This window comes from Pseudomonas sp. PvP025, assembly GCF_017832155.1.
Classification (GTDB): Bacteria; Pseudomonadota; Gammaproteobacteria; order Pseudomonadales; family Pseudomonadaceae; genus Aquipseudomonas.
In genome coordinates this window covers 4828788-4852039 of record NZ_JAFIBJ010000001.1, presented here as the reverse complement: position 1 = coordinate 4852039, position 23252 = coordinate 4828788, and the positions used below count along the sequence as shown (strand labels likewise).

The 23252-nt window shown below is 61.3% G+C and carries 23 protein-coding genes and 1 pseudogene; 8 read left to right on the top strand and 16 right to left on the bottom strand.

Annotated features, from left to right (window positions below; all coding sequences use genetic code 11):
- The first annotated feature begins 146 nt into the window (after nucleotides 1–146).
- Together JOE32_RS21050 and JOE32_RS21045 are read left to right on the top strand one after the other, a co-directional pair.
- Nucleotides 147–1172 (top strand): outer membrane protein assembly factor BamD, encoded by a 1026-nt coding sequence (locus tag JOE32_RS21050; RefSeq protein WP_004372374.1) that lies wholly within the window; start codon nucleotides 147–149, stop codon nucleotides 1170–1172.
- Between the two features lie 126 nt (nucleotides 1173–1298).
- On the top strand, nucleotides 1299–1532 hold the full coding sequence (locus JOE32_RS21045; RefSeq protein WP_209988444.1) for a PP0621 family protein: 234 nt from the start codon (nucleotides 1299–1301) through the stop codon (nucleotides 1530–1532).
- Here the strand turns inward: JOE32_RS21045 and thiO are convergent.
- From thiO to pilV, 5 genes are all read right to left on the bottom strand, one after another.
- Nucleotides 1519–2628 carry a glycine oxidase ThiO gene (gene thiO, locus JOE32_RS21040; protein ID WP_209988441.1) on the bottom strand — a complete coding sequence of 370 codons (1110 nt, stop codon included), beginning with the start codon at nucleotides 2626–2628 and terminating at the stop codon, nucleotides 1519–1521. The genes JOE32_RS21045 and thiO overlap by 14 nt on opposite strands.
- Before the next feature lie 62 nt (nucleotides 2629–2690).
- Entirely contained in the window at nucleotides 2691–3092 is a 402-nt protein-coding gene (locus JOE32_RS21035; RefSeq protein WP_209988438.1) for a type IV pilin protein, read from the bottom strand.
- 11 nt (nucleotides 3093–3103) lie between these two features.
- Complete coding sequence (locus JOE32_RS21030) at nucleotides 3104–3625, bottom strand: PilX N-terminal domain-containing pilus assembly protein (protein WP_245229091.1); 522 nt, start codon at nucleotides 3623–3625, stop codon at nucleotides 3104–3106.
- 6 nt (nucleotides 3626–3631) lie between these two features.
- Nucleotides 3632–4339, bottom strand: coding sequence for a prepilin-type N-terminal cleavage/methylation domain-containing protein (locus tag JOE32_RS21025; RefSeq protein WP_209988435.1), 708 nt, complete (start codon nucleotides 4337–4339; stop codon nucleotides 3632–3634).
- On the bottom strand, nucleotides 4336–4809 hold the full coding sequence (pilV, locus tag JOE32_RS21020; protein WP_209988432.1) for a type IV pilus modification protein PilV: 474 nt from the start codon (nucleotides 4807–4809) through the stop codon (nucleotides 4336–4338). Before pilV ends, JOE32_RS21025 begins: the two co-directional genes overlap by 4 nt.
- A gap of 206 nt (nucleotides 4810–5015) precedes the next feature.
- On the opposite strand from pilV, the gene JOE32_RS21015 reads away from it, so the two are divergent.
- Nucleotides 5016–5597 carry a GspH/FimT family protein gene (locus tag JOE32_RS21015; protein ID WP_209988428.1) on the top strand — a complete coding sequence of 194 codons (582 nt, stop codon included), beginning with the start codon at nucleotides 5016–5018 and terminating at the stop codon, nucleotides 5595–5597.
- On the opposite strand, the gene ispH is transcribed toward JOE32_RS21015, so the two are convergent.
- The 6 genes from ispH to murJ form a co-directional block, all read right to left on the bottom strand.
- Nucleotides 5551–6498: a 4-hydroxy-3-methylbut-2-enyl diphosphate reductase gene (ispH, locus tag JOE32_RS21010; RefSeq protein ID WP_209988424.1), complete on the bottom strand. Its 948-nt coding sequence runs from the start codon at nucleotides 6496–6498 to the stop codon at nucleotides 5551–5553. The two genes, JOE32_RS21015 and ispH, sit on opposite strands and share 47 nt — an antisense overlap.
- A 165-nt stretch (nucleotides 6499–6663) precedes the next feature.
- Nucleotides 6664–7116, bottom strand: a complete 453-nt coding sequence (fkpB, locus tag JOE32_RS21005; RefSeq protein ID WP_209988420.1) for an FKBP-type peptidyl-prolyl cis-trans isomerase — start codon at nucleotides 7114–7116, stop codon at nucleotides 6664–6666.
- Entirely contained in the window at nucleotides 7109–7621 is a 513-nt protein-coding gene (gene lspA / locus JOE32_RS21000; RefSeq protein ID WP_209988417.1) for a signal peptidase II, read from the bottom strand. Before lspA ends, fkpB begins: the two co-directional genes overlap by 8 nt.
- Complete coding sequence (ileS, locus tag JOE32_RS20995) at nucleotides 7614–10445, bottom strand: isoleucine--tRNA ligase (protein ID WP_209988413.1); 2832 nt, start codon at nucleotides 10443–10445, stop codon at nucleotides 7614–7616. Before ileS ends, lspA begins: the two co-directional genes overlap by 8 nt.
- A 14-nt stretch (nucleotides 10446–10459) precedes the next feature.
- A complete protein-coding gene (gene ribF / locus JOE32_RS20990) occupies nucleotides 10460–11398 on the bottom strand; it encodes a bifunctional riboflavin kinase/FAD synthetase (protein ID WP_209988410.1) in 939 nt (312 codons plus the stop codon).
- 119 nt (nucleotides 11399–11517) lie between these two features.
- Nucleotides 11518–13056 (bottom strand): murein biosynthesis integral membrane protein MurJ, encoded by a 1539-nt coding sequence (gene murJ / locus JOE32_RS20985; protein WP_209988407.1) that lies wholly within the window; start codon nucleotides 13054–13056, stop codon nucleotides 11518–11520.
- Between the two features lie 253 nt (nucleotides 13057–13309).
- Here murJ and rpsT point away from each other — a divergent pair, with 253 nt between their 5' ends.
- A complete protein-coding gene (rpsT, locus tag JOE32_RS20980) occupies nucleotides 13310–13588 on the top strand; it encodes a 30S ribosomal protein S20 (protein WP_003188401.1) in 279 nt (92 codons plus the stop codon).
- Nucleotides 13589–13870: 282 nt separating this feature from the next.
- Here rpsT and JOE32_RS20975 read toward each other — a convergent pair whose 3' ends face one another.
- The gene (locus JOE32_RS20975; RefSeq protein ID WP_004372402.1) at nucleotides 13871–14356 is read right to left on the bottom strand and encodes a peptidylprolyl isomerase; all 486 of its coding nucleotides are present in this window, start codon (nucleotides 14354–14356) and stop codon (nucleotides 13871–13873) included.
- Here JOE32_RS20975 and JOE32_RS25070 point away from each other — a divergent pair.
- From JOE32_RS25070 to JOE32_RS20965, 3 genes and pseudogenes are all read left to right on the top strand, one after another.
- Nucleotides 14325–14453, top strand: a pseudogene (locus JOE32_RS25070) (DUF3565 domain-containing protein); the annotation flags it as partial. The gene JOE32_RS20975 and the pseudogene JOE32_RS25070 overlap by 32 nt on opposite strands.
- Nucleotides 14454–14530: 77 nt before the next feature.
- Nucleotides 14531–16630: a phosphate acetyltransferase gene (gene pta / locus JOE32_RS20970; RefSeq protein ID WP_209988404.1), complete on the top strand. Its 2100-nt coding sequence runs from the start codon at nucleotides 14531–14533 to the stop codon at nucleotides 16628–16630.
- Nucleotides 16631–17530, top strand: a complete 900-nt coding sequence (locus tag JOE32_RS20965; RefSeq protein WP_209988401.1) for an acyltransferase — start codon at nucleotides 16631–16633, stop codon at nucleotides 17528–17530.
- Nucleotides 17531–17628: 98 nt separating this feature from the next.
- On the opposite strand, the gene cysN is transcribed toward JOE32_RS20965, so the two are convergent.
- From cysN to JOE32_RS20945, 4 genes are all read right to left on the bottom strand, one after another.
- Nucleotides 17629–19527, bottom strand: coding sequence for a sulfate adenylyltransferase subunit CysN (gene cysN / locus JOE32_RS20960; RefSeq protein WP_209988397.1), 1899 nt, complete (start codon nucleotides 19525–19527; stop codon nucleotides 17629–17631).
- A 53-nt stretch (nucleotides 19528–19580) separates the two neighbouring features.
- Nucleotides 19581–19922 carry a four helix bundle protein gene (locus JOE32_RS20955; protein ID WP_209988394.1) on the bottom strand — a complete coding sequence of 114 codons (342 nt, stop codon included), beginning with the start codon at nucleotides 19920–19922 and terminating at the stop codon, nucleotides 19581–19583.
- A 104-nt stretch (nucleotides 19923–20026) separates the two neighbouring features.
- A complete protein-coding gene (cysD, locus tag JOE32_RS20950; RefSeq protein ID WP_122456775.1) occupies nucleotides 20027–20944 on the bottom strand; it encodes a sulfate adenylyltransferase subunit CysD in 918 nt (305 codons plus the stop codon).
- Between the two features lie 193 nt (nucleotides 20945–21137).
- Complete coding sequence (locus JOE32_RS20945; RefSeq protein WP_209988391.1) at nucleotides 21138–21896, bottom strand: Nif3-like dinuclear metal center hexameric protein; 759 nt, start codon at nucleotides 21894–21896, stop codon at nucleotides 21138–21140.
- Nucleotides 21897–21998: 102 nt separating this feature from the next.
- Here JOE32_RS20945 and algW point away from each other — a divergent pair, with 102 nt between their 5' ends.
- Nucleotides 21999–23153 (top strand): Do family serine endopeptidase AlgW, encoded by a 1155-nt coding sequence (gene algW / locus JOE32_RS20940; protein WP_209988388.1) that lies wholly within the window; start codon nucleotides 21999–22001, stop codon nucleotides 23151–23153.
- Nucleotides 23154–23252 lie beyond the last annotated feature (99 nt).

Below are 23252 nucleotides of genomic sequence, written 5' to 3'. Positions count from 1 at the left end.
CAGACTAGGCGTGGCACAGCCTTTGGTTTCGGCTGCGCGCTTGTGGTTAAATACGGCGTCTTTTGCCCCGAGGCTTTCAACGGGGCGCTCATCATAACAGGACGGCCCCGCCCAAGACAGCGGCCGTCATAGGGACGCAAGCCGCCATGCAAGTGAAACACCTGCTGCTGATCGCCATCCTCGCCATGACTGCTGCTTGCTCGTCAACAAAGGACGTCGTCGACGAAAACCTGAGCGAAGTCGAGCTGTACCAGCAAGCTCAGAAAGACCTGGACAATAATAGCTACACCAGTGCCACAGCCAAGCTGAAGGCCCTGGAGTCGCGTTATCCGTTCGGGCGCTACGCCGACCAGGCGCAGCTCGAGCTCATCTACGCGAACTACAAGAACGCCGAGCCGGAAGCTGCCAAGTCCGCTGCAGAGCGGTTCATCCGCCTGCACCCACAGCACCCGAACGTAGACTATGCCTACTACCTCAAGGGCCTGACCTCGTTCGATCAGGACGTAGGCCTGCTGGCGCGCTTCCTGCCGCTGGACATGACCAAGCGTGACCCGGGCGCTGCCCGCGACTCCTACAACGAGTTCGCCCAGCTGACCAGCCGCTACCCCAACAGCCGCTACGCGCCGGACGCCAAGCAGCGCATGATTTACCTGCGCAACCTGCTGGCGTCCTACGAGATCCACGTCGCCCACTACTACCTGACCCGTCAGGCTTATGTAGCGGCCGCCAACCGTGGTCGCTATGTAGTGGAAAACTTCCAGGAGACCCCTTCGGTGGGTGACGGCCTGGCGGTAATGACCGAGGCCTACCAGCGTCTGCACCTGGACGAGCTGGCCAACACCAGCCTGGAAACCCTGAAGCTCAACTACCCTGATCACCCAAGCCTGAAAGACGGTCAGTTCGTGCCTCAGGTGGCTGAAGCCGACAATCGTTCGTGGCTGAGCAAGTACACCCTGGGCCTGATCGACTCCCGTCCACCGCTGCCGCCGGGTGAAACCCGCGCCAACCAGGACGTGATCAAGCAGTACCAGGACGCCAAGGATGCCATTCCTTCCGAGCTCAAGCCCCATGACGAAAACGGTGACGTGATCGAGGAGCAGGAGCCACAGGCCCTAGGCAATAACCAGGACCGCTCGTGGTTCAGCTACATGACCTTCGGCGTGTTCGACTGACCTGTCCAACGCAACGCAAAAGGGAGCTCTCGGGAGCTCCCTTTTTCATGGGCGCGTATTTATGCACTGTGCGCCCGTCGCGTCCTTGGCTAAACTGCCGCATTCCCTGTCGAGAAACTGCCCATCATGGTTCGTCTACTGTTCTGGATTGCCGTCATTGCTGCCGCGGTATGGTTATGGCGCACGTTCAAAAGCCCGGCAGCTCGGCAGCAACGCCCCGGCGAGTCCGGCGCGGCGCTGATGGTGCGCTGCGCCCACTGTGGCGTGCATTTGCCGCAGGATCGCGCCATCAGTTCGCACCAGGACTGGTATTGCACCCAGGCGCACCTGGAGCAGGGGCCGAAATCTATCCAGCGTTGAGCCGACCTGCCGGCGCATAGGGCGCAGGGTCGATGATCGGCACCTGCTCAAGCAGCAAGTCCGCAAACAACTGACAGGATGCCGGGGCAAGCACCAGGCCATTGCGGTAATGCCCGCAGTTGAGCCACAGCCCCTTGAAGCCAGGTACCTCGCCGATATACGGAATGCCCTCCGGCGAGCCCGGGCGCAAACCAGCCCAATGGCCAACCACTTCGGCATCCGCCAACCCGGGTATCAACTCCACGGCCGACGCCTTGAGACTGTCCAGCGCGAACCGGGTTGGCGTCTTGTCGAACCCTGCGTGCTCCAGGGTGCTGCCGATCAGAATGTGACCGTCGCGTCGCGGAATCGCATAACGCCCCTTGGCCAGCACCATGCTCGATAAAAAGTCAGGCGCACATCGGTACAGAATCATCTGACCCTTGACCGGCTCCACGGGCAGCGACAAGCCCAGTTTGGCCAGTAGCTCCCCGCTCCAGGCGCCGGCCGCGAGCACCACCTGATCACCCAGGATCGGACCCGCTGGCGTGTTCACACCCACCACGGTGTCACCGTCCAGAACGAACCCGTCGACCTCGCACTGCTCTTGAATGGTCACACTCGGCAATGCCAACAACGCGGCCTTGAGGGATTTGACCAGGCGCGGATTGCGCACATTGGCCACGTTTGCCATGTAGATGGCCTGGGAGTAACCGCCGCCCAATACGGGAACGGCATCGTGCGCCGCCGAAACATCGACCTTGCTCAACGGTCGCCCTTCGCGGGCTGCCCACGCCAGCGCTGCGTCTTCGTCATCCAGGTCCAGCCAGTACAAACCGGTGGTGTACACCTCTGGATCGACGCCGGTTGCAGCAAATAATTGCGCTGCCAGCTGTGGATAAAAATCCTGGGACCAATGGGCCAGTGCAGTGACTGCCGGGCTGTAGCGCCAAGGGTACAGCGGCGAAACGATCCCGCCACCCGCCCACGAAGACTCCTGGCCAAGGCCGGCGCGGTCCAACAGAACCACTGCCAGCCCTTGAGTGGCAAGGTTGAACGCCGTCAGCAATCCAATTACACCGCCGCCGACAATCACCACTTGCTGTTGCTTAGCCATTATTTGATCCAGCCAATAAAAGGGGAAAGGCGCGCCCGGCGCCCATTCTTCCTGCACGCTCATCACTGCCCCCAGCATGTCTTGCGCGACATGTCGGGAGTCGCCCCCGGGTTGGTGCGCTCCCCCGTGCTGGCGAGACCGAATGCCCCGCAGGGATCAGCCGCCATCACCGAATCGGCGACAGGCGTCGCGAGCAGGCTGAATGCGTAGAGATCCAATGCAGCCGTGATTCTATAGCGATCATTGCCATCACTGACGCCGCTCGCATCAATAAAGGTGCCGTTTCGGCTGTAAAAGCGCTCGAGATGCTGCGCCTGCTGCGTCAACAAGGCGACGATTTCTGCACGGTATGCCTTTTTTACATGGCCGGTGTAGCCGGGATAGGCAATACCGGCCAGCAACGCGATGATCGCCACGGCGATCAGTAACTCGATCAGGGTAAACCCCCTGCTATCCCTGCCCATTTACACGCTCCCTAGTGCAATTGCCGCCACAGGACCCGCCGATACTGCGCGTCCTCCCCCTCTCCCATCTGCGCGTACATGGCCTCCAGCACGGTACGCACCTGCCCACTGATCCCCACGGCCGTGACCCGAAACAGCGGCGCCGCGGCCTGGGGCAGCAGATGCGGCAACCCCGTTGTCGGCCCCAGCGACTGAACCCCATAGAAACCGTTCGTCATGGCAAGCCACTTCACTGCCGAAACAGGATGGGTCCCAGGCCCCGTCACTGAAGCCGACTCCCCCGGTGGCCCACAGGTCATGACCGATGCGCACAACGGCCACGCGGCAGCGGCTCGACGCAGGCTCGACTCACCCAATCTCAGGCCGCTTTCGGCACTTTGCAGCGATTGATTGCGATGCCACGCACTGCCCGCGCTTTTCTGCTGCGACACAGCGTCCTGCATCGACGACAGGCCGGCCAGTGACAACAGCAGCAGGAATACCAGGCTGATCATTAACGCCATGCCCTTCTGCCGATGATCAATTGCGCACATACGCCCCTATCCCACCCGATTACGCAGCGCCGCAACGACGCTGTAGGTCTGGTTTTTCACGCGCCCAGTGGGGTCCTGCAGTGTCAGGCGGATACGCACGCTACGGATCAACGACTCGTCCGCCGGGCTCTGTTCATAACGCACAACATGGCGCGACTCGGATCGAGCGGCCACGCCAAAGCTCAAGTCGAACGCCTGCACGTTATCCACCAGCACCGTTTTCGCCGGAGCTGCCGGGGTGCTGACCTTCAACTGGCCCGACTCGAAGGTGTAGGTCAATTGCCGTATCGCGAAACGTATCTGCCCTGGGGTTAACGAAGGCGGTGCACCGGCAAAGGCTTGCGCATGGCCGGAACAGTCGGACAGCACCGTCCAATCCGGCAGGCCGTTGCCCTCTCCCACATCGGCCGTCACCAACGTCAGCGACTTCGAGCCTCCCGTCGCACGCCAACTGATCGGCCGCTCAAACGCCACCGGCGCATTGTCGACAAACGCCGTGGCCTGGCAGCCAAACATGCCCACCTGCCGAATATCCTGAATCATTTTGCCGAGCACGAAGCGTGCATCATCCTGCAGCAGCATTGCCGCCTGCTGGCTGGCCTGGGACGCTCGAGCACTGATCGCCACATGGCTGACACCCAGGGTCAGCAGCAGGCCGACTGCCAACGCCAGCAGCATCTCCACCAGGCTGAAACCTCGAACAGCGCGATTCATCGGGTCACGTCCGCGTCGCCGCTGATGCGGCTGGTCAGGGTGAAGGTTTGCCGAGCCCCCTGGATGTTCGAGCCCCGCGTGTCATCCCAACTGATACTGACGGTCACATCGCTACCGCGAATGGCGACCGCGCCTTTGGCACTTTCACCGGCAAACTCGGTGATGTTGGCGTCGAAATCATGCAAGTCGAGGTCACGCACACTGGCGCTCGAGCTGGCCGGTGGCGCGTGCTCGGTGCGCGCCCATGCGTAATCAGCCCCGGCATTGGCGCGCATGCGGTCCAGCATGTCGTAGGCGATAAAGCTGGCCTGACTGATCATGCGTGCACTGTCGGTGTACTTGAGCGCGTTGAGCTGGACCACCGCCGCGCCCAGCAGGCCGACGGCGAGTATGAGCATCGCCACCAGCACTTCGATCAAGGTCATGCCCGCTTGGCACTTGGGGCAAAAGGGAGTTGGGCAGCCAGGCATTTACCGTCGTTATCCATGTCGAGGGCCGAAAACAAGCAGGAAGAGCCTGCGGTGCGACCCAAGACTAGCGGCGCTTTTCGAACCCCGCCGCTGCCGGAACAAAGGGAAATACTTTGGACATGAAGGCCATCATTCAGCGCACGGACTGGCGCGCTATACCTGAACAGGCAACCTCAATACCCATCGCGTCCACGGAGGGACGACTTATGAAACAGCGAGGCTTTACCCTGATCGAACTGCTGCTCGGGTTAATCATGAGCGGCATCCTGGCGCATTTGGCCGTGCCGAGCTTCAAGGGCTTGCTGGAGTCCCGGCACCGCCAGGACGCCGCGCAATCCCTGGCCAGCGGCATGCGCTACGCGCGCACCGAGGCCATCGCACGGAATCGGCCAGTGATCATTCACGCCGTGGACGACGACTGGAGCCGTGGATGGCGCGTGGTAGTGGACATGAGCGGACGCGGCTATAAGGACGACGATAATCCGGTGCTGCGGGTACGCCAGGACGGCGCACGCGTACCGATGGTAGGTAACAGCCCGGTCAGAAGCCAGGTGCGTTTCAGTGGGATGGGCGAGCCGGTCTTCGCCGGCGGGGGATTTCGTGCTGGCACTGTGCATGTATGCGACGCGGATCAGGCGCTGAGCCTGTATCAGGTGGTGCTGGCGCCCAGCGGACGCATCAGCCTGCGCAGCGACAGGGCCGAGCAGGCGTTGTGCCGGAGTGGCTCCGGCACCCTGGCAATCAGAGCAGCGAGCGAACCCGCAGCTCCTTGGGCATGGAGAAAGTGATGTTTTCTTCACGACCGGCCAACTCGTCGGCACCGGTGGCACCCCAGGCGTGCAGTTGCTGGATCACGCCGCGCACCAGCACTTCCGGAGCCGAGGCGCCAGCGGTGATGCCGATGCGCTCGACACCGTCGAACCAGCTGCGCTGCAGGTCTTCGGCGCCGTCGATCAGATACGCTGGTGTCGCCATGCGCTCAGCCAGCTCGCGCAAGCGGTTGGAGTTGGAGCTGTTGGGGCTGCCGACCACCAATACCACATCGCATTCGTCGGCCAGTTGCTTGACCGCATCCTGGCGGTTCTGCGTGGCGTAGCAGATGTCGTCCTTGCGCGGGCCGCCAATGGCCGGGAAGCGGGTGCGCAAGGCATCGATCACACGGCTGGTGTCGTCCATGGACAACGTTGTCTGGGTCACGAAAGCCAAACGCTCGGGATTCTGCACCTGCAAGCTGGCGACGTCTTTTTCGTCTTCCACCAGATAAATGGAGCCGCCGTTAGTGGCGTCATACTGGCCCATGGTGCCTTCGACTTCCGGGTGACCGGCATGGCCGATCAGGATGCATTCACGGCCGTCGCGGCTGTAGCGCGCCACCTCGATGTGCACCTTGGTGACCAGCGGGCAGGTGGCGTCGAATACTTTAAGGCCCCGCCCCGCCGCTTCGGTGCGCACGGCCTGGGAAACCCCGTGGGCGCTGAAGATGACGATTACGTCGTCCGGCACCTGGTCAAGCTCTTCGACAAAAATGGCACCGCGTGCGCGCAGGTCTTCGACCACGAATTTGTTGTGGACGACCTCATGACGCACGTAAATCGGTGGCCCGAAGACTTCCAGGGCGCGGTTGACGATTTCGATCGCCCGGTCCACGCCGGCACAGAAGCCACGGGGGTTGGCGAGTTTGATTTGCATGCTGTGCCTCGTGTCTTGCAGCCAGTTTGAGTCAGGTGTTGACGCTGGCCGAACTGCCTGTGGAGATCAAAGGTGGGAGGGGGCTTGCTCCCGATGGCGGTGCGTCAGTCAATTTTTTCATACCTGACCCACCACTATCGGGAGCAAGCCCCCTCCCACATTTAGTTACAGCGCTTTAACGTCGATGATTTCAACGTCGAACGTCAAGGTTTTACCGGCCAACGGGTGGTTGAAGTCGATGGTCACTTGCGCGTCATCGAAGGTTTTGACCACGCCGGGCAATTCGGTATTGGCCGCATCATTGAAGATCACCAGCAAACCTTCCGACAGGTCCATGTCCTGGAACTGCGAACGCGGGATGATCTGCAGGTTTTGCGGGTTGGGCTGGCCAAAGGCGTTTTCCGGCAGGATCTGCAGGGTGCGCTTGTCGCCGGCCTTGAACCCGAACAGGGCCGCTTCAAAACCCGGCAGCAGGTTGCCGTCGCCGACCTTGAAGGTCGCCGGGGCCTTGTCGAAGGTGCTGTCGACCGTGTCGCCATTTTCCAGGCGCAGTGCGAAGTGCAAGGTAACTTGGGTGTTCTGGCCGATGCGTTGTTCAGTCACTGCATGATCAGTCATTGACGGGCTCCCCGGTCTTCTTGCTCTTGAACATATCCAGCGCGAGCATGATGGCACCGACGGTGATGGCGCTGTCGGCAAAGTTGAACGCCGGGAAATAGTGGCGGTTCTGCCAATGCACCAGGATAAAGTCGATCACATGGCCGAGGGCAATGCGGTCGTACAGATTGCCCAGCGCGCCACCCAGCACCAGCGCCAGGGCGACGGCCAGCCAGGTGTCATCACGGCCCAGACGCTTGAGCCACACTACCAGCACCGCACTGACCACCACGGCGATCAGGGCGAACAGCCAGCGTTGCCAACCGCCGCTGTCAGCCAGGAAGCTGAAGGCGGCGCCGGTGTTGTAGGCCAGGGTCCAGCTGAAGTAATCCGGGATTACCACGATTTGCTGGAACATTTCCAGGGAGCCTTCGAAATGAGCTTTGCTGACCTGGTCGATGACCAGCACCAGCAAGCTCAATACGAGCCAGCCCAGGCGTCCGAAACGGCTGCTTGCCTCAGGCATAGTGGCGTACCTCGCCACTGCCTGTGATGTTGTCGACGCAACGACCGCAGATTTCCGGATGCTCAGGATTCACGCCGACATCTTCGCGGCAGTGCCAGCAACGGGCGCACTTGGGGAAGGCCGACTTGACCACTTTGAGCTTGAGGCCCGGCACTTCGGTGGGGACCGCGTCTGCCGGGGCCTGGGCGAACGGTGCCAGGCTCGCGGTGGAAGTGATCAGCACGAAGCGCAGTTCGTTGCTCAGCTTGCTCAGGTCGGCGGTCAGGCCTTCCTCGGCAAACAGGGTGACTTCGGCTTGCAGGTTGCCACCGACGGCCTTGGCCGCACGCTGGACTTCCAGCTCCTTGTTCACCGCGACCTTGACGGCCATCACGCCTTCCCAGTACTCGCGGCCCAGTTCGAAGTCGGCCGGCAGTTCGGTCAGGCCTTCGTACCAGGTGTTGAGCATCACGGACTCGTTACGCTCGCCCGGCAGGTATTCCCACAGTTCGTCGGCGGTGAACGCCAGGATCGGCGCGATCCAGCGCACCAGCGCTTCGCTGATGTGGTACAGCGCCGTCTGCGCCGAGCGGCGCGCCGTGCTGTTGGCGGCGGTGGTGTACTGGCGGTCCTTGATGATGTCGAGGTAGAAACCACCCAGCTCCTGCACGCAGAAGTTGTGGATCTTCGAGTAGACGTTCCAGAAACGGTATTCGCCGTAGTGTTCCTGCAACTCGCGCTGCAGCAACAGGGTACGGTCCACAGCCCAACGGTCCAGGGCCAGCATGTCCTCGGCCGGCAGCAGGTCGGTGGCCGGGTTGAAGCCGGTCAGGTTGGACAGCATGAACCGTGCGGTATTGCGGATGCGCCGGTAGGCATCGGCGCTGCGCGCCAGGATCTGCTCGGAAACAGCGATCTCGCCCGAGTAGTCGGTCGACGCTACCCACAGACGCATGATGTCGGCGCCCAGGGTGTCGTTGATCTTTTTCGGCTCGATCACGTTTTTGAGCGACTTGGACATCTTGCGGCCCGTCTCGTCGACGGTGAAGCCGTGGGTCAGCAGCTCGCGGTACGGCGCGTGGTTGTCGATGGCGCAACCGGTCAGCAATGACGAGTGGAACCAGCCACGGTGCTGGTCCGAACCTTCCAGGTACAGGTCGGCACGCGGGCCGGTGTCGTGGCCCATCGGGTGCGAACCGCGCAGCACGTGCCAGTGGGTGGTGCCGGAATCGAACCACACGTCGAGGGTGTCGCTGATCTTGTCGTACAGCGGCGCTTCGTCGCCCAACAGCTCGGCAGCGCCCATCTTGAACCAGGCTTCGATGCCTTCCTGTTCGACGCGCTGGGCCACGACTTCCATCAGTTCGACGGTGCGCGGGTGCAGTTCGCCGCTTTCCTTGTTGAGGAAGAACGGGATCGGCACGCCCCAGTTGCGCTGGCGGGAGATGCACCAGTCCGGACGGTTGGCGATCATCGAGTGCAGACGCGCCTGGCCCCAGGCGGGGACGAACTGGGTGTCTTCGATGGCGCTGATTGCGCGCTTGCGCAGGGTGTCGCCGCTGACAGGCTCTTTATCCATGCCGATAAACCACTGCGCGGTGGCGCGGTAGATCAGCGGGGTCTTGTGGCGCCAGCAGTGCATGTAGCTGTGCTTGATGGTTTCGGTGTGCAGCAGCGCACCGACTTCCGTCAGTTTTTCGATGATCGGTTCGTTGGCCTTGAAGATGAACTGGCCGCCGAAGAACTCCAGGGACGGCGCATAGACGCCGTTGCTCTGTACCGGGTTGAGGATCTCGTCGTTGACCATGCCATAAGCCTTGCAGGTCACGAAGTCGTCCACGCCGTAAGCCGGCGCGGAGTGCACCACGCCAGTACCCGAACCGAGCTCGACATACTCGGCCAGATACACCGGCGACAGGCGGTCATAGAACGGATGGCGGAAATTGATCAGCTCCAGCGCGGAGCCGGTGGCGGTGGCGATCACCGACCCTTGCAGTTCGTAGCGCGCCAGGCACGCCTCGACCATTTCCTCGGCCAGCACCAGCAGGCGATCACCCACATCCACCAGGGCATAGGTGAACTCCGGGTGAACGTTCAACGCCTGGTTGGCCGGGATGGTCCACGGGGTGGTGGTCCAGATCACGATGGCCGCCGGCTTGCTCAGGCTCGCCAGGCCAAACGCCTGGGCCAGTTTGGCTTCGTCGGCGATCGGAAAGGCCACGTCGATGGTCGAAGACTTCTTCTCTTCGTACTCGACTTCCGCTTCGGCCAGCGCCGAACCGCAGTCGAAGCACCAGTTCACGGGCTTGAGGCCCTTGAACACGAAACCGCCCTTGACGATTTCGGCCAAGGCGCGGATTTCACCGGCCTCGTTCTTGAAGTTCATGGTCTTGTAGGGGTTGTCCCACTCGGCCAGTACCCCCAGGCGGATGAATTCGGACTTCTGCCCTTCGATCTGCTCGGTGGCGTAGGCACGGCACAGCTCGCGGGTTTTATCGGCGCCCAGGTTCTTGCCGTGGGTCACTTCGACCTTGTGTTCGATCGGCAGGCCGTGGCAGTCCCAACCCGGGACATACGGCGCATCGAAGCCCGACAGGGTCTTGGAACGCAGGATCATGTCCTTGAGAATCTTGTTCAGCGCATGACCGATGTGAATCGTGCCGTTGGCATAAGGAGGGCCGTCGTGCAGGACGAATTTCGGACGATCCTTGCCAATTTCGCGCAACTTACCGTACAGGCCAATACTGTCCCAGCGCTGCAGGATCTGCGGTTCGCGCTGTGGCAGGCCGGCCTTCATTGGGAAGGCGGTGTCCGGAAGGTTTAGCGTGGCTTTATAGTCGGTCATTTAAGGCTCTTCGGTTAGCGATGGGCGCTAGGTGCGGCTAGTGCACGGGCGGCGGCGACATCCGCATTGATCGCCGTTTTCAATGCCTCAAGCGAGGCGAAGCGCTGCTCTTCACGCAGCTTCTGGTGGAAAACCACCGTAATGCGCCGGTCGTATAAATCGCCGGCAAAATCCAGCAGATGAACTTCCAGGTGGGCCTTGCCATCACCTGCAACCGTGGGCCTGACGCCTATGTTGGCGACTCCTGGCCACGATTGGCCGTCAATGTCCACGCCAACCAGATAGACCCCGGTCAGCGGCACACGGCGGCGCTTGAGTTGCACGTTGGCCGTTGGCGTGCCCAGTTGGCGCGCCAGCTTCTGACCGTGCAGGACCCGCCCGGCAATGCGGAACGGGCGACCGAGCAAACGCTCGGCGAGGGCGAAGTCGGCAGCGGCCAGGGCGTTACGCACCTGGGTACTGCTCACGCGCAGGCCGTCCAGTTCGACGGTTTGCGCGGCTTCAACGGTGAATCCCTGGTTGACGCCGGCGTGTTGCAGGAAATCGAAATCGCCCACGCGGTCGCAGCCAAAACGGAAGTCGTCGCCGACCTCCAGGTGCTGCACGCCCAGGCCGTCGACGAGGATACGGTCGACGAATTCAGCAGCGCTGAGGCTTTGCAAGCGCTGGTTGAAGGCCAGGCAGAGCACGCGGTCGACGCCTTCTTCGGCCAGCAACTGCAGCTTGTCGCGCAAACGCGCCAGACGCGCAGGCGCTGTATCGGGGCTGAAGAACTCCCGCGGCTGTGGTTCAAAAATCACCACGCAGCTGGGCACGCCCAGCTCGACAGCACGCTCACGCAGCCGGGCCAGGATAGCCTGGTGACCACGGTGAACACCGTCAAAGTTGCCAATAGTGGCGACGCAGCCCCGATGCTCGGGGCGCAGGTTGTGGAGACCTCGAACCAGCTGCATAACGCGCTTCTTGCTCATAAAGTGGTCGATTATAACCACACCCGGCCCCGGACGACAGGCAACAGCGCAGGCCAAATGGGTCGAATCGATAAAACAGCTGTTTTATCGCGGCAAACTCTCTATTGCAGGGACTTGCGATTGAAATCGCGCAAGCGGAAACCCTGCAGCAGCAACATCCCGAAGTACACCACCACCCCGGCCACCACCAATACGCCAAGGCGCATGAAGCGCTCCAGCATGAAGCCCTGGTCCCACGCCGGCATGAAGTGCATCAGCCCGAGCAGCACCGCCGACATCACCACCACCGCCACCAGCAGCTTGAGCGCAAACAGCCCCCAGCCCGGTTGCGGCTGATACATCTGCTGCTTGCGCAACTGGTAGAACAACAGGCCTGCGTTGATGCAGGCACCTGCGCTGATGGCCAGGGCCAGGCCGGCATGGGCCAGCGGGCCGATAAACACCAGGTTGAGCAGTTGCGTGACGACCAGCGTGAAGATGGCGATTTTCACCGGTGTGCGGATGTTCTGCTGGGCATAGAAGCCCGGTGCCAGCACCTTGATCACGATGATGCCGAGCAGGCCCACCGAATAGGCGATCAGTGCGCGCTGGGTCATCAAGGCGTCATGCGCGTCGAACTGGCCGTACTGGAACAGTGAGACGGTCAATGGTTCGGCCAGGATTCCCAGGGCCAGGGAGCACGGCAGCACCAGCACGAAACACAGGCGCAGGCCCCAATCGAGAATGCGCGAGTACTCCTGGCGATCCTTGCTGGCGTAAGTGCGCGCCAGGGTCGGCAACAGAATCGTGCCCAGCGCCACGCCGAGCACGCCGGAGGGCAGTTCCATCAGGCGATCGGCGTAGTACATCCATGACACGGAGCCCGAGACCAGCAGCGAGGCGAACGCGGTGTTGATGATCAGAGAGATCTGGCTCACCGACACGCCAAGGATCGCCGGCAGCATATTGCGCATGACGCGCCAGACGCCGGTGTCCTTGAGATTCAAGCGCGGCAGCACGAGCATGCCGATTTTTTTCAGGTGCGGCAGTTGGTAAAGCAGCTGCGCCAGGCCACCGGCGAGGACGGCCCAGCCGAGCGCCATGACCGGCGGGTCGAAGTAGGGCGTGAGGAACAGCGCGAAAATAATCATGCTGACGTTGAGCAGGGTCGGCACGAACGCCGGCACCGAAAAGCGGTTCCAGGTGTTGAGGATAGCGCCGGCCAGGGACGACAGCGAGATCAACAATATATAAGGAAAGGTCACGCGCAGCAGATCGGTGGTCAGCGCGAATTTTTCCGGGGTATTGGCAAAACCGGGGGCCGTGGCCCAGATCACCCAGGGCGCGGCGAGCATGCCCAGGATCGTTACCAGCATCAGCACGAGGGTCAGCAGGCCTGAGACGTAGGCAATAAAGGTGCGGGTGGCCTCCTCGCCCTGCTGGGTTTTGTATTCGGCCAGGATCGGCACAAACGCCTGGGAAAACGCACCCTCGGCAAAGATCCGTCGCAGCAGGTTGGGCAGTTTAAAGGCGATGAAGAACGCATCCGTGGCCATGCTGGCGCCGAAAATGCGCGCCAGCAGGGTGTCGCGCACAAACCCCAAAACCCGGGAGATCATCGTGATAGAGCTGACGGCAGCCAACGATTTGAGCAGATTCATTGAAAGAGTTTGCGCCTATAGATAAAGAGCAGGCGAACTAAGCGCCTACTTATGCGATACTGCGCGCCTGCAACAGCACAGCGCCAAAGCTCGCGAGTTTACAGGTCAAGCGCCGGAAATAAATCACCCGCCTCTTCAGATCGACCACTCAGCAGTTCGCATCAGCCGCCCTTGACAACCCGTCAAGTCATCGGCATGATTCGCGGCCTATTTTGTTTGCTATTTCCTAAAAAGTCTTTCGAGGAGCTCGACGGTGGCCAACACACCTTCCGCCAAAAAACGTGCAAAACAGGCTGAGAAGCGTCGCAGCCACAACGCCAGCCTGCGTTCCATGGTTCGTACCTACATCAAGAATGTAGTTAAAGCCATCGACACCAAAGACGCTGAAAAAGCTCAAGCAGCCTACGTTCTGGCTGTGCCGGTTATCGACCGTATGGCTGATAAAGGCATCATCCACAAGAACAAGGCCGCTCGCCACAAGAGCCGCCTGAATGGCCACATCAAGGCTCTGAGCGTTCCTGCTGCAGCCTGAGTGGTAACAACTGCACACGCGACGTCAGTTGCGTAACAGTTAGAAAATGCCCCGTATCGAAAGGTCCGGGGCATTTTTGTGTGTGCCTGAAAATCACCACAGCTCCACCTGTGGGAGGGGGCTTGCTCCCGATGCCGGAGGATCAGTCACCAGATGCGCTGACTGACCCTCCGCAATCGGGAGCAAGCCCCCTCCCACATTTGGATCGCGTACATTCTCAGGACAAAAAAAACGCCCCGAACCAGTCGGGGCGTTTTTGCTGCCAGCTGATTAACGCATCAATCAGTGCTGGTGACCGCCTTCGCCGTGAACGTGGCCGTGAGCCACTTCTTCCTGGGAAGCGTCGCGGATGGCCACGATCTTCACCTGGAAATTCAGACGCTGGCCAGCCAGCGGGTGGTTACCGTCGACGGTGACGTCATCGCCGTCCAGGTCGCGGATGGTGACGATCTGCATCTGGCCATCCGGCGCTGAAGCGTGGAACTGCATACCCACTTCCAGCTCGTCGACACCTTCGAACATGCTGCGGCTCAGGGTGCTGACCAGTTCGGCGGAGTATTCGCCGTAGGCATCTTCAGGTTCTACGGCAACGGTCAGCTCATCACCCACCTCTTTGCCCTCCAGAGCCTTTTCCAGGCCTGGGATGATGTTACCTGCGCCTTGCAGGTAGACCAGCGGCGCGCCGCCGGCGGAGCTGTCGATGACCTCACCAGCGTCGTTGGTCAGGGTATAGTCAATGGAGACAGCCTTGTTGGCGGCGATCGGCATGGGGCGAGACCTTTTGCAGAAGAATGAAGAACGGACAAGTCTAAACAAGGATTTGCCCGAAAGCGAACAGAACCCGGACGGACGGGACCGAATAACGATAACCTTGGCACCTGATTTACGGTAGACGCTCACGCATAGAGCGCCACCCAAGCCATGCACCTCCAGAGAATTCGCATGCAGACTTTTTTTATCGCGCCCACCGATTTTGGTGTGGGTCTGACCTCCATCAGCCTCGGGCTGGTGCGCACCCTCGAGCGGGCCGGGCTCAAAGTCGGCTTCTTCAAGCCGATCGCCCAGCCGCACCCGGGCGACACCGGCCCTGAACGCTCCACCGAGCTGGTCGCCCGCACCCATGGCCTGAAACCACCGCAACCGCTGGGCCTGGCCCATGTGGAACGCATGCTCGGCGACGGTCAGCTGGATGAGCTGCTCGAAGAAATCATCACCCTTTACCAGCAGGCTGCCGTGGGCAAGGACGTGCTGATTGTCGAAGGCATGGTGCCGACCCGTAGCGCCAGTTACGCGGCGCGGGTCAACCTGCACCTGGCCAAGAGCCTGGATGCCGAAGTGATCCTGGTGTCGGCCCCGGAAAACGAAGTGCTCACCGAACTCTCCGGCCGCGTCGAATTGCAGGCCCAGCTGTTTGGCGGGCCGAAAGACCCGAAAGTGCTCGGCGTGATCCTCAACAAGGTGCGCACCGATGAAAGCATGGAAGCCTTCTCGGCGCGCCTTAAAGAGCACTCGCCTTTATTGCGCAGCGGTGATTTCCGCCTTCTGGGCTGCATTCCCTACCAACCCGAACTCAACGCCCCGCGTACCCGCGACGTGGCCGACCTGATGGGCGCGCAGGTGCTCAACGCCGGCGATTACGAAACCCGGCGCATGACCAAGATCATCATCTGCGCCCGTACCATGCGTAACACCGTGGAGCTGCTCAAGCCCGGCGTGCTGGTGGTGACCCCCGGTGATCGCGACGACATCATCCTCGCGGTGAGCCTGGCCGCCATCAACGGCGTGCCGCTGGCCGGCTTGCTGCTGACCAGCGACACCCTGCCCGACCCACGCATCATGGATTTGTGCCGGGGCGCCTTGCAGGCCGGGCTGCCAGTGCTGTCGGTGAGCACCGGCTCCTACGACACGGCCAACCAGCTCAACAGCTTGAACAAGGAAATCCCCATCGACGACCGCGAGCGCGCCGAGATCATCACCGATTTCGTCGCCAGCCACCTCGATGCGCGCTGGCTGCACCAACGGTGCGGCACGCCACGGGAGATGCGCCTGTCGCCGGCGGTGTTCCGCTACCAGTTGATCCAGCGCGCCCAGGCCGCCAACAAGCGCATCGTATTGCCCGAAGGCAGCGAGCCACTGACCGTGCAGGCCGCCGCCATCTGCCAGGCGCGGGGCATCGCCCGCTGCGTGTTGCTGGCCAAACCTGCGGATGTGGAAGCGGTGGCTCGTGCCCAGGGCATCGAACTGCCCGCCGGCCTCGAGATTCTCGACCCGGACCTGATTCGCCAACGCTATGTCGAACCGATGGTGAAGCTGCGCAAGAGCAAGAGCCTCAACGCACCGATGGCCGAGCAGCAACTGGAAGACACCGTGGTGATCGCCACCATGATGCTCGCGCTGGATGAAGTCGACGGCCTGGTCTCCGGCGTGATTCACTCCACCGCCAACACCATCCGCCCCGCCCTGCAGTTGATCAAAACCGCACCGGGCTGCACGCTGGTGTCGTCGGTGTTCTTCATGCTGTTCCCCGAGCAGGTGCTGGTGTACGGCGACTGCGTGATGAACCCGCACCCGAGTGCGGCGGAGCTGGCGGAAATCGCCTTGCAAAGCGCCGACTCGGCGGCCGCGTTCGGCATTACCCCGCGAGTGGCGATGATCAGCTACTCCAGCGGCGACTCGGCCAGCGGCGAAGAAGTGGAGAAAGTCCGCGAAGCCACCCTGCTCGCCCAAGAACAGCAAAGCGCGCTGCTGATCGACGGCCCGCTGCAATATGACGCCGCCGCCAACGAAGCGGTGGCCCGGCAACTGGCGCCCAACAGCCAGGTGGCCGGCAAGGCCACGGTGTTCGTGTTCCCTGACCTGAATACCGGCAACACCACCCACAAGGCCGTGCAACGCAGCGCTGATTGCGTGAGCCTGGGGCCGATGCTTCAGGGCCTGCGCAAACCGGTCAACGATCTGCCGCGCGGCGCGCAGGTAGACGATATCGTGTACACCATCGCACTGACTGCGATCCAAGCCGCTAACCGACCTATGGATATCTGAATGCTGGATTTTCTGCCTGCTGCCGTGCGCGGGGTGATTGCTTCCCTGCTGCTGGCGTTGAATACGATCCTGTTGTGTTCGTTCCTGTTTATCGTCGCGCTGTTCAAAGCGCTGCCCTTCGCCAAGCGTTTCAGCGAATGGCTGATGAACCACACGCATGAAGCCTGGGTGACCAACAACAAGGGCTGGATGAACCTGGTGCGCCGCACGCGCTGGCACCTGAGCGGCCTTGAGGGCCTGGACTACCAGCACTCGTACCTGGTGACCAGCAACCACCAGAGCTGGGTCGATATCATGGTGCTGCAATACGTGTTGAATCGGCGGATTCGCCCGCTGAAGTTCTTTCTCAAGCAGGAGCTGATCTGGGTGCCGGTAATTGGTCTGGCCTGGTGGGCGCTGGGCTTTCCGTTCATGAAGCGCTACACCAAGGCTTACCTGGAAAAGCACCCGGAGAAGAAAGGCAAGGACCTGGAAACCACCCGCAGGACCTGCGCGAAGTTTCGTCACAATCCGGTGGGGATTTTCAATTTTGCCGAAGGCACCCGGTTTACACCGGGCAAGCATGCCCAGCAGAAATCGCCGTTTCGCTATCTGCTCAAGCCCAAGGCTGGCGGGATCGCGTTCGTGCTGGATGCGATGGGTGAACAGCTCAAGTCACTGGTCAATGTGACTATTCATTATCCTGGCGGGCGTCCGGGGTATTGGGATTTGCTGTGCGGGAATGTGAAGGATGTTGTTGTGCACTTTGAAGAGGTGCAGATCCCGGCCGGGTTTATCGGCAAGAATTATGAGCAGGATGGCGAGTATCGACTGGCGTTCCAAGGGTGGATCAACCAGCTGTGGGAAGACAAGGATGCGCTGCTGGACAGGCTGCACACCGATTTCCCAGCTAAAAGATGACCAAAATGTGGGAGGGGGCTTGCTCCCGATAGCAGTGGATCAGTGACAGATGTACTGCCTGACACACCGCCATCGGGAGCAAGCCCCCTCCCACATTTTTAGATCGCGCCGCGTTGACGCAACAACTCCAGCACCTGCTTGACGCTGTCTTCCAGCGACACGGCCTGGGTGTCGATCACCAGATCGGCGTTCAACGGCACGTCGTACGGGAAGGACTCACCGGGGATGTTGTCCCCGCCCGCCGCGTACAAGCCTTGCGGATCACGCTCGGCACACACCAGCGGCGACGCCTGTACATACACGGTCAGCAAGCGGTCACTGCCGATCAGCGCCTTGGCCTGTTCACGGCCTTCGGCATCCGGGGCGACAAACGCGGCCAGGGTCAGCAGACCAGCTTCGTTGAACTGGCGCGCCACATGGGCGGCGCGACGCCAGTTCTCGGTGCGACCGGCGCGGTCCTGCGGCAAGCCCTTGTTCAGGTCGTGACGCAGGTTCTGGCCATCCAGCACGAACACCGCGCGCCCCATGTCGAACAGCTTGCGCTCGACCGCATAGGCCAGCGTGCTCTTGCCGGCGCCGGAGAGGCCGCTGAACAACACGGTGGCCGGCTGCTGGCCGAAGCGCTGGGCGCGTTCTTCGGTGCCCACGTGGGCGAGGCTGCCGTGTTGCGCCGCGCCGCCATGACCGACTGGTGGCGCGATGATCATGCCCGCCGCCACGGTGCCGTTGGTCAAGCGGTCGATAACGATAAACGCGCCGGTGGTGCGGTTGCTGTCGTAACCGTCCAGGGCGATGGCGGCGTCGAGGCTGACCTTGACCCGGCCAATCTCGTTCAACTGCAGGGAACTGGCCGGGCCTTCGGCCAGGGTGTTCACGTCCACACGGTGCACGATGCTGGTGATGGAACCCGGCACGTAGCTGGTGGCGCGCTTGATGTCGTATTTCTTGCCCGGCAGCATCGGCTCTTCGGCCATCCACACCAGCATGGCGTCGAAGGCGTCGGTCACTTGCGGCACGTTGCCGGCGTGTACCAGCAGGTCGCCACGGGAGATATCGATTTCGTCTTCCATGGTCAGCGTCACGGCCTGGCCGGGGCCTGCCTGCTCCAGTTCACCCTCAAAGGTGACGATGGATTTGACGCGGCTGCTTTTGCCGGACGGCAGTACCACGATCTCGTCCCCCTTGTGCACGATGCCGCTGGCCAGGGTGCCGGCGAAACCACGGAAGTTCAGGTTCGGACGGTTGACGTACTGCACCGGGAAACGCAGGTCGGTGTAGTTGCGATCGTTGGCGATCTCGACGGTTTCGAGAATCTCCATCAGCGACTGCCCGGTGTACCAAGGCGAACGCTCGCTCTTGTTCACCACGTTGTCGCCCTTGAGCGCCGACATTGGCACGAAAGCCAGGGTGCTGGGCTTGAAGGCGATACCGTCGGCAAACTTCAGGTAATCGGCCTTGATCTGCTCGAATACGCTTTGGTCGAAGCCATTGATGTCCATCTTGTTGACGGCCACCACGATGTGTTTGATGCCCAGTAACGAGGCGATAAAGCTGTGGCGACGGGTCTGGGTCTGCACGCCATAGCGGGCATCGATCAGGATAATCGCCAGGTCACAGGTGGAGGCACCGGTGGCCATGTTGCGGGTGTACTGCTCATGCCCCGGGGTGTCGGCAATGATGAATTTGCGCTTGGCGGTGGAGAAGTAGCGGTAGGCAACATCGATGGTGATGCCCTGCTCGCGCTCGGCCTGCAAGCCGTCGACCAGCAAGGCCAGGTCGATGTCATCGCCGGTGGTGCCAGACTTCTTCGAATCGCGGGTGATGGCTTCCAGGTGATCTTCGTAGATCATCTTGGAGTCGTGCAGCAGGCGCCCGATCAGGGTGCTCTTGCCGTCGTCGACGTTGCCGCAGGTCAGGAAGCGCAACATCTCTTTGCGCTCGTGCTGGCCCAGGTAAGCGAGGATGTCCTCGCTGATCAAATCAGATTGATGGCTCATTGGGTTCAAGCTCCAAGCTGTAAGCTTCAAGCGGCAAGCTTGTCGGCGTACAGCTAGTCAGAAATTTTGTTGATCAGGCCGCAGAGCATTTTTGACAGCTCGCGAGTTTCTGTAATCCAGTTGTCAGCCAGCGGCTGGGCGATGTAAGCAACGTCACTACCAATGAGAATTTGTGTCCGTAACTCTCCACAGGAAGCCTTCGCAATCCAAAGAAAACGGATCTTTTCTTTGGCACTGCAACGCTCCATGCCTTCGGCAATATTGGAGGGTATTGAGAGTGCCGAGCGAGTAATCTGGTCTTTGAAGCCAAAATCCTTGCATCGCGCAAACTCTCGATAGATTCCCACCGCCAAACCCTTGCTTCTTTGCCAAACAAGCAACTTCTCGAAGTCCATTACGAGTCACTCAATCGCGGCTCGCAACAACCGGCTGCAAGCACCAAACCACAAAGCTACGCATACCGCCTTTAACTTGCAGCTTGCCGCTTGTAACTCAAAGCTTAGAAATACCCTTGCCGTTTTTTATCTTCCATGGAGCCGGCGCCATCGTGGTCGATGACCCGGCCCTGGCGCTCGGAAGTTCGCGTCAGGAGCATTTCCTGAATGATGTCCGTCAGCGTCTCGGCTTCGGACTCCACCGCGCCCGTCAACGGGTAGCAGCCAAGGGTACGGAAACGTACTTTCTTTTTGACGATGCGGGCTTTGTCTTCGTCGGACAAGTGCTCGAGGATGCGGTCGTCGTCGATCATGATCAACGTGCCGTTCTTCTCTATCACGTCACGCTCGGCGGCGAAGTACAGCGGCACGATCGGGATGCCTTCCAGGTAGATGTACTGCCAGATGTCCAGCTCGGTCCAGTTGGACAGCGGAAACACACGGATCGACTCGCCCTTGTTGACGTTGCCGTTGTAGACGTTCCACAGCTCTGGGCGCTGGTTTTTCGGATCCCAGCGGTGCTTGCTGTCGCGGAACGAGTACACGCGCTCTTTGGCACGGGATTTCTCTTCATCGCGACGGGCACCGCCGAACGCTGCGTCGAAACCATGCTTGTCCAGGGCCTGCTTGAGGCCCTCGGTCTTCATGATATCGGTGTGCTTGGCGCTGCCGTGGGTGAAGGGGTTGATGCCTTGCGCCACGCCGTCCGGATTGATGTGGGTGATCAGGTCCAGGCCCAGTTCTTCAACCATCTGGTCGCGGAACTTGTACATTTCCTGGAATTTCCAGCGGGTGTCGACGTGCATCACCGGAAACGGCAGCTTGCCCGGGAAGAAGGCCTTGCGTGCCAGATGCAGCATCACGGCGGAGTCTTTACCGATCGAGTAGAGCATCACCGGGTTGTCGAACTCGGCGGCGACCTCGCGGATGATGTGGATGCTTTCCGCCTCCAGCTGTTTCAGATGCGTCAGTTTGTCGACCATGGTTACTCACGGAAAAACGATCTTATGGACGGCCTGCGGGCCGTGTTCGAGCGGGGCATGCTAGCACAGCGACTTCTTCTATTCAGGGAGCCAGCTAGATCGAAACGGTATATGAATATGCCGCCGAGTTTGGCAGTGCAATGCAGTCAATGTGGGAGGGGGCTCGCTCCCACATGTGCCGCAAATTAGTGGCTTAGATTGGATTGGGGCAGTCGATGAACAGGTGTTCCAGGGCGAAGCGCCGCGCCAGGTAATCGCCCAGCGCCTGCACGCCATAGCGTTCGGTGGCGTGATGGCCGGCGGCGATGAAGCTGATGTCGTTTTCCCGCGCGCTGTGGAAGGTTTGCTCGGAGGCTTCTCCGCTCAGGTACAGGTCGACACCTGCGGCAATCGCCTGGTCGATGTAGCCCTGGCCACCCCCGGTGCACCAGCCGATACGGCGGATCATCGGGCTGCCTTCGATCAGCAACGGCTCGCGGCCCATCACGTCCTGCACACGACGGGCGAAGTCGCGGGGCGACAATGGCTCGGCCAGGGAGCCGACCAGGCCGACTACCTTGGGGTTGCTCGGGTCCAGCGGGCCTTCGACCGTGATATCCAGCTGCCGCGCCAGTTGCACGTTATTGCCGACATCGGCGTGCAGGTCCAGCGGCAGGTGGTAGGCCAGCAGGCTGATGTCGTGCTGGAGCAGGGTTTTCAGGCGGCGCTGCTTCATGCCGGTGATGCACGGGCTTTCGCCCTTCCAGAAATACCCGTGGTGCACCAGCACCAGGTCAGCGCGCGCGTCGACCGCCGCGTCCAGCAGGGCCTGGCTGGCGGTGACGCCGCTGACGATGCGCATCACCTGCGGGCGCCCTTCCACCTGCAGGCCATTGGGGCAGTAATCGGCAATTTTTGCGCTGGCGAGGTAGCGGTCCGCTTCCTCGACGAGGGTAGTAAGGGGGACGGCCATAAAAGACTCCTAAATATCCGGTTCCGAGGCGCTCGCAGCCTCGTATAATGCGCGACATTATGGGCGCTCCCCCGCCCCCTGCAACCTGTCAGGACTTACTTGATGCTCAAGGCACTGCGTTTTTTTGGATGGCCATTGCTGGCTGGCGTGCTGATCGCGACGCTGATCATTCAGCGTTTCCCCCAGTGGGTGGGCCTGCCAAGCCTTGACGTAAACCTGCAGCAGGCGCCGCAAGCCACCACCGTGGTGCAAGGCCCGGTGACGTATGCAGACGCGGTCGTCATCGCCGCTCCGGCGGTGGTCAACCTGTACACCACCAAGGTCATCAACAAGCCGGCCCATCCGCTGTTTGAAGACCCGCAATTTCGTCGCTACTTCGGCGACAACGGGCCCAAGAAACGCCGTATGGAATCGAGCCTCGGTTCCGGGGTGATCATGAGCCCCGAAGGCTACATCCTTACCAACAACCACGTGACCACCGGTGCCGACCAGATTGTGGTAGCCCTGCGTGACGGCCGCGAAACCCTGGCGCGCGTAGTGGGCAGCGACCCGGAAACCGACCTCGCGGTGTTGAAAATCGACTTGAAAAACCTCCCCGCGATCACCCTAGGCCGCTCCGACGGCCTGCGCGTGGGCGACGTGGCGCTGGCCATCGGTAACCCGTTTGGCGTGGGCCAGACCGTGACCATGGGCATCATCAGCGCCACCGGGCGTAATCAGTTGGGTCTTAACAGCTACGAAGATTTCATCCAGACCGACGCCGCCATCAACCCCGGCAACTCCGGCGGCGCGCTGGTGGACGCCAATGGCAACCTGACCGGGATCAACACGGCGATTTTCTCCAAGTCCGGCGGCTCCCAGGGCATCGGTTTTGCGATCCCGGTGAAGCTGGCGATGGAAGTGATGAAGTCGATCATCGAGCACGGCCAGGTGATTCGCGGCTGGCTGGGTATCGAAGTGCAGCCGTTGACCAAGGAGTTGGCGGAATCGTTCGGCCTCACCGGGCGCCCGGGGATCGTGGTCGCCGGAATTTTCCGCGACGGCCCGGCACAGAAAGCCGGCCTGCAGTTGGGCGACGTGATCCTCAGCATCGACGGCGCACCCGCAGGCGACGGGCGCAAGTCGATGAACCAGGTGGCGCGCATCAAGCCGACCGACAAGGTGGCGATCCAGGTAATGCGCAATGGCAAGGAGATCAAGCTGATGGCGGAAGTCGGCCTGCGTCCGCCGCCTGCGCCGGTGAAAGAAGAAGAATAAGCCGTTCAGGTGCTCCTTTCGCGAGCACCTGTAACTTTATGTTTCGCCGCAAAAACCTCTCTATTGGCATGTTATATTGTTTCAATATAGTCCTTGGAA